This window comes from Faecalicoccus sp. (genome assembly GCF_036552745.1).
In the GTDB taxonomy this organism is placed as follows: domain Bacteria; phylum Bacillota_I; class Bacilli_A; order Erysipelotrichales; family Erysipelotrichaceae; genus Faecalicoccus.
This window is the reverse complement of record NZ_JAXKBY010000091.1, coordinates 1-5,874: the sequence shown is the minus strand read 5'-3', so window position 1 is coordinate 5,874 and position 5,874 is coordinate 1. Positions and strand designations below refer to the sequence as shown.

The window sequence follows — 5,874 nt, the reverse complement described above, 5'->3', positions numbered from 1 at the left end:
TTGTCTATGTCTTAAAGAAGTTGAAGTACTCTATTCATTACTTTTTTATCCGGCAGATTGCAACAGATGCTTTATTTGAAGTTTCTTTTTAATGCTGAATTATGGCTAAATCACCAAACTGTGGGTATAGCGAAAGAAAAATCTGGTGTCATGCCAGTTTTTTTTCATCCCAGGAAGTTAAGATAAATTCATTTTTATGATATTGAAGCAGTCCGTCTTTTTGCATCTTGGAGAGTTCATTGGATAAAGCGCTGCGATCCACACCCAGATAGTCAGCTAACTGCTGGCGGGAAAAAGGAATATAAAATCGATTGGTTCCATGCTGCAGAGCTTGTTCAGATAAATAAGATACCAGTCTTCCACGAATCGATTTGGGCGCTGTATGCAACATTCGTTTGGATAAATTCAAATTCTTTTGCGCAGAGATGCGAATCAAATTGTGGATAGCCCGCTGATGGTAAGGACAGGCGTGTTGACAAGTCGTCATAAGTTTGTATGTATCGACAAATAAGATATGACTGTCTTGATCAGCTATGACATTAACCAATAATTCTTCCTGACCCATGGCACTATAGGTTTCCGCAAAGATTTGACCGGGTGCTATGTGACTAAAGATTGTACTGTTGCCCCAGTAATCATAGACAACGATATTGATACCACCGCTTAAAACCAGTCCTAAATCTTTAACTGTTTGTCCGGCCTGATAGATGGTTTGTCCCTTTTTATATTCTTTTTCATGGGCCCCTAAACATCTCAACATGGTTTCGATCTCATGCTCCCGGATTCCCTGAAACAAGAGTGTTTTGGATAAGAAAGCTGTATTCATAAAAATCATCCTTTTTGTTGTTAAAACAACATATTATTTTGTTTTATTGTAGTACTCTGTTTTCAGTAAGACAAGGAGGATGCCTATGGAAAGTCTTTTAAAGAATATTGAAAAATCACAGGTGCTTCGTTTGAAAAAAGAATTAGCCTACCAACAAGGCCAAATTATTTCGAAAACATTGGTGCAGAATGATGCGATAAGTATCACACTGTTTTCTTTTTCTAAAGGAGAAGAGATCAGTACTCATGAATCGAAGGGCGATGCGTTTGTGACCGGTTTAGATGGTATCGGTCTTATCACAATCGATGGAAAAGACTATGAATTGAAGGAAGGCGAATCCATCGTCATGCCGGCTAGACATCCTCATGCGGTGCTTGCCAAAGAGAACTTCAAGATGTTGTTAGTGGTTGTATTTTAGAAAAGAGGAATAAAAATGGAAAATCAAATGTTTTGTTTTCAATGTGAACAGACAGCCGGATGTACCGGTTGTATGGCACAAGCCGGTGTTTGCGGAAAACCCGCAGCCGTTGCCCGTCTGCAAGATCAACTGACTGGAGCCCTGATCAGTTTTGCCGATGCCCTAAAAGGCAAAGAGAATGTAGAAGATACGGTTAGAAAATTGTTTGTCGATTGTTTATTCACAACTGTCACCAATGTCAACTTTAATGAAGAGACAGTGCAGGCTTTGATCGATCAGGTGCACGCCCAGGAACAGGCAACTTTATCAGAGGTTCCTGTGGATTATGATATGAATCAAATCTGGAATGATAATGAAGATGTTCGTTCTTTAAAATCGTTGATCTTATTTGGACTTCGAGGCATGGCAGCCTATGCCTATCATGCCCGTGTGTTAGGGTATACCGATTCCGGTGTGGATATGTATTTTATTGAAGGCCTTCGCGCCATCAAAGAAAATAACAGTATGGAATCCTTATTGCCATATGTGATGAAAGTAGGCGAACACAACTATACGTGCATGGCTTTGTTGGATCAGGCCAATACCGAAACCTACGGAACACCGGAGCCGACCGTAGTACCATTGATGGTTGAAAAAGGACCGTTTATCGTAGTATCTGGACACGATCTATATGATTTAAAACAACTTTTGGAACAGACAAAAGATAAAGGGATCAATATTTATACGCATGGCGAAATGCTTCCGGCGCATGGTTATCCTGAATTAAAGAAATATCCGCATTTAAAAGGAAATTTCGGAACCGCCTGGCAGAATCAACAGAAAGAATTTATGGACATTCCGGCACCGGTATTGTTCACCACAAACTGTCTGATGCCGCCACGTGCCAACTATAAAGACCGTATTTTTACCACAGAGCTTGTTTCATTCCCGGAATTAGTGCATATTGGAGAAGATAAAGACTTTACACCGGTGATCGAAAAAGCTTTGGAATTAGGCGGTTATGAAAAAGATACACAATTTACCGGTATCAATGGCGGTACGACAGTCACCACAGGATTTGGCCATGGAACGGTATTAGGTGTGGCCGATCAAGTTGTACAGGCGGTTAAAGAAGGAAAAATTTCTCGTTTCTTCTTAGTTGGTGGTTGTGATGGTGCAAAACCGGGAAGAAATTACTATACACAGATCGTAGAACAGGCACCTAAAGACAGTGTGATCCTTACATTGGCTTGCGGTAAATATCGTTTTAACGATTTAGACTTAGGAACCGTTGCCGGATTGCCAAGATTGATGGACATGGGACAATGTAATGATTCCTACAGCGCCGTACAAGTGGCCCTGGCTTTGGCCAAAGCCTTTAACTGCAGTGTTAATGAATTGCCACTTTCCATTATCTTATCGTGGTATGAACAAAAAGCAGTTTGCGTATTGTTGACCCTTCTTTATCTGGGCATCGAAAATATCAAGCTGGGACCAACCTTACCGGCCTTTGTATCACCAAATGTATTAAACTATCTGGTAGAAAACTATCATATTGCACCAATTACTACGGTGCAGGATGATCTACAAGCTATCGTGGGATAAAGGATCAATATAGGATCTATCTTTTCTGATAAATGATGAAAGAAAGGGTAGATCTTTTTTTATGGAAAGGAATTTTTTGATAACGAAGTGCTTTTTGAAGCACTCGAATTTGATTGTGCTATAATAAAAACACTATGGAACAAGAAGGTTTATTACAGGCAGAAGATATCCGTCCTTTGGCCGATCGAATGCGTCCGGAATCTTTGGAGGAATATGTAGGACAAAAACAATTGGTTGCCAAAGGAAATCTATTATGGAGAATGATCGAAAATGACAAAGTGACTTCTATGATCTTTTGGGGCCCGCCCGGTGTGGGAAAGACGACCCTGGCAAGGATCATTGCGCATCAGACTAAGAGTTATTTTGTCGATTTCAGTGCGGTCACATCCGGGATCAAAGAAATCAAAGAAGTGATGAAGCAGGCCGATTTGCGGAAGAATTTAGGCCAGAATACGATTTTGTTTGTGGATGAAATTCATCGCTTCAACAAGGCGCAGCAGGATGCGTTTTTACCGTATGTGGAAAAAGGCAGTATTATCCTTATTGGAGCAACCACGGAAAATCCAAGCTTTGAGGTCAACAGCGCCTTATTGTCAAGGTGTAAGGTCTTTGTGCTGAATTCTTTAGAAAAGGAAGATTTAATCGATCTGATCCATCGTGCTCTAACTTCCCCGAAAGGGTTGGCAAATTTAGATATCGAGATCGATGATGAGGCAGTTGATGCGATTGCTTCCTTTGCCGGAGGAGATGCCAGAATTTGTTTAAATACGCTGGAAATGGTTGTGAATAATTCACCCGGCGATATTGAGGGCATCCATGTGTCGAAGGAAATTCTTCAACAGTGCCTGCAAAGAAAAACATTATTATATGATAAACATGGGGAAGAGCATTATAATGTGATCTCCGCTCTTCATAAAAGTGTACGCAACAGCGATGTGGATGCGGCTTTGTACTGGCTGGCGCGCATGTTGGAAGCCGGGGAGGATCCGCTTTATGTCGCAAGGCGTCTGGTGCGTATGGCCAGTGAAGATATCGGTATGGCCGATTCCAGAGCTTTGGAGATTACTGTAGCGGCGTATCATGCGGCACATTTTTTGGGAATGCCGGAATGCAATGTGCATTTAGCGCATGCGGTCGTGTATTTAGCTTTAGCACCGAAGTCCAATGCTTTAGAGGTGGCCTACAACACCGTTAAAGTGGATGCGATCAAGACCTTAGACCAGCCGGTTCCGTTACACATTCGCAATGCGCCGACACGACTCATGAAAGATCTGGGCTATAGTGATGGCTATGAATACAGTCATGATTATGCGTTTCATATGACAGATATGACCTGTCTTCCGGATGCTTTGATCGGCAAGGAGTATTATCATCCCGGTAATCAGGGCTCTGAGATAAAGGTACAGAAACGATTGGCCCAAATCAAGGCCATTAAAGCCAATTATCATAAGATTAGACAACAGAAAGGAACAAAAAAATGAGAATAGAAATTCATTCGATAGAAGAAACACAGGCTTTGGCGCAAGCAATCGCCAGACTGTGTCAGAATAAACATGTGGTGATCACACTGGATGGTGATCTGGGAGCCGGTAAAACCACCTGGACCAAGGCTTTTGGAAAAGCGTTAGGGGTGACAAGTACAATCAATTCCCCTACGTTTACAATCTTAAAGTCGTATACACAGGGCAATGGGCAGCCTTTACATCATATTGATGCCTATCGTCTGGAAGGAGCCAGTCAGGATCTTGGCTTTGAAGATTGTTTTGATGAAGGAATCACCATCGTCGAATGGTCAGAGTTTATTCAAGACCAGTTGCCGGAAGATAGACTTTCGCTTTCTTTTGAAGAAGGAATCGATGAAAACAGAGTGATCACTATGGAAGCCAAGGGAGATGTTTCCAAGTCGATCCTGGAGGGATATCATGATTAGTTTATGTATGGACAGTGCGTATAAGCAGCTGGTTTTAGGACTCTATAAAGATCAAGAGCTGTTGGCCGGTATTAGCTTAGAAGCCTTTAAGAAACAAAGTGAAACGATTTTTGTGGAACTGAATCGACTTTTAAAGGAAACAAATTTAGACTATAAAGATATTGATCGTGTCATCATCACAAAAGGACCGGGTTCTTATACCGGCATTCGCATTGCGATGACCATTGCCAAAGTGCTTTGTTCACAGATGCACAAAGAATTATATACGATCTCAACGATGCAGTTGTATGCCGGTATCAAAAAACAGGCCAATGTGATTTTGGATGCCCGCAGTCAAAGAGCCTATGTGGCACATTTGGAAGATGGACAAATTCAGGGAAATACACAGATCCTGACACTGGATGAAGTCAAAGAATTTATCGAAACAAATCCGGGAATCGTATTGGGCGATGCTGATTTGATGGGACAGGATGTAGAGAAAGTGGATTTTTTAAAGAATTTCATCGAACTTGAACCATACTATGAAAAAGTAGAAAACATTCACGCCCTGGTTCCGGACTATTTAAAAGAAAGTGATTCCTACAAAGTATGAATGTAACAGAAATGAAGGAATCAGACTTAGATATCGTTGTTGAACTGGAAAAACAATGTTTTAAACAACCTTGGAATAAAGAACAGTGCTTGTATGAGCTTCAGGAAAATCCATTTAGTACCGGTTATCTTTTAAAAGAAGATGATCACATCGTCGGTTATGCCTTTTTATGGATCACATTTGAGATTGCTCAGCTGGCTCGTATCGGTATTGATCCTACCTGTCAAAAGAAAGGCTATGGGGCATATCTTATGGATGCTTTATGTAAGCATGCAAGAGAAGCACAAAGCGAGTTTCTTTCATTAGAAGTGCGAGAATCTAACCAGGCGGCTTTAAAATTGTATGAAAAGCTGGGTTTGATTCCTGTCAATGTATCGAAGAATTATTATCCGGATGGAGAAAATGCCGTAGTGATGTCTATGGCCTTATAGACAATATGAAATGACGAAGGAGGGATAAAAAAAGTAACCTTCCTTAATTTGTTGCATCGTGGATTTACCATTATACTTTGGTTAAAAAATTCA

General features: G+C 41.0%; 7 protein-coding genes. 6 read left to right on the top strand and 1 reads right to left on the bottom strand.

Features of this window, described 5'->3' with window-relative positions:
• Positions 1-148: 148 nt before the first annotated feature.
• Positions 149-826, bottom strand: coding sequence for a Crp/Fnr family transcriptional regulator (locus U0M88_RS04460; protein WP_331869031.1), 678 nt, complete (start codon positions 824-826; stop codon positions 149-151).
• Between the two features lie 85 nt (positions 827-911).
• Here U0M88_RS04460 and U0M88_RS04455 point away from each other — a divergent pair, with 85 nt between their 5' ends.
• The 6 genes from U0M88_RS04455 (at position 912) to rimI (ending at position 5,781) form a co-directional block, all read left to right on the top strand.
• Positions 912-1,244 carry a cupin domain-containing protein gene (locus U0M88_RS04455; protein WP_331869030.1) on the top strand — a complete coding sequence of 111 codons (333 nt, stop codon included), beginning with the start codon at positions 912-914 and terminating at the stop codon, positions 1,242-1,244.
• A gap of 15 nt (positions 1,245-1,259) precedes the next feature.
• Positions 1,260-2,828, top strand: a complete 1,569-nt coding sequence (gene hcp / locus U0M88_RS04450) for a hydroxylamine reductase (protein WP_181965668.1) — start codon at positions 1,260-1,262, stop codon at positions 2,826-2,828.
• Between the two features lie 134 nt (positions 2,829-2,962).
• Positions 2,963-4,309 (top strand): replication-associated recombination protein A, encoded by a 1,347-nt coding sequence (locus U0M88_RS04445; RefSeq protein WP_331869029.1) that lies wholly within the window; start codon positions 2,963-2,965, stop codon positions 4,307-4,309.
• On the top strand, positions 4,306-4,758 hold the full coding sequence (tsaE, locus tag U0M88_RS04440; RefSeq protein ID WP_331869028.1) for a tRNA (adenosine(37)-N6)-threonylcarbamoyltransferase complex ATPase subunit type 1 TsaE: 453 nt from the start codon (positions 4,306-4,308) through the stop codon (positions 4,756-4,758). Before U0M88_RS04445 ends, tsaE begins: the two co-directional genes overlap by 4 nt.
• Positions 4,751-5,350 (top strand): tRNA (adenosine(37)-N6)-threonylcarbamoyltransferase complex dimerization subunit type 1 TsaB, encoded by a 600-nt coding sequence (tsaB, locus tag U0M88_RS04435; RefSeq protein WP_331869027.1) that lies wholly within the window; start codon positions 4,751-4,753, stop codon positions 5,348-5,350. Before tsaE ends, tsaB begins: the two co-directional genes overlap by 8 nt.
• Positions 5,347-5,781, top strand: a complete 435-nt coding sequence (gene rimI, locus U0M88_RS04430) for a ribosomal protein S18-alanine N-acetyltransferase (protein ID WP_331869026.1) — start codon at positions 5,347-5,349, stop codon at positions 5,779-5,781. Before tsaB ends, rimI begins: the two co-directional genes overlap by 4 nt.
• The last annotated feature ends 93 nt before the right edge of the window (positions 5,782-5,874 follow it).

Coding starts and splice junctions, on each gene's coding strand:
- rimI (WP_331869026.1), top strand. CDS start 5,347: ATGAATGTAACAGAAATGAAGGAATCAGACTTAGATATCGTTGTTGAA.
- tsaB (WP_331869027.1), top strand. CDS start 4,751: ATGATTAGTTTATGTATGGACAGTGCGTATAAGCAGCTGGTTTTAGGA.
- tsaE (WP_331869028.1), top strand. CDS start 4,306: ATGAGAATAGAAATTCATTCGATAGAAGAAACACAGGCTTTGGCGCAA.
- U0M88_RS04445 (WP_331869029.1), top strand. CDS start 2,963: ATGGAACAAGAAGGTTTATTACAGGCAGAAGATATCCGTCCTTTGGCC.
- hcp (WP_181965668.1), top strand. CDS start 1,260: ATGGAAAATCAAATGTTTTGTTTTCAATGTGAACAGACAGCCGGATGT.
- U0M88_RS04455 (WP_331869030.1), top strand. CDS start 912: ATGGAAAGTCTTTTAAAGAATATTGAAAAATCACAGGTGCTTCGTTTG.
- U0M88_RS04460 (WP_331869031.1), bottom strand. CDS start 826: ATGAATACAGCTTTCTTATCCAAAACACTCTTGTTTCAGGGAATCCGG.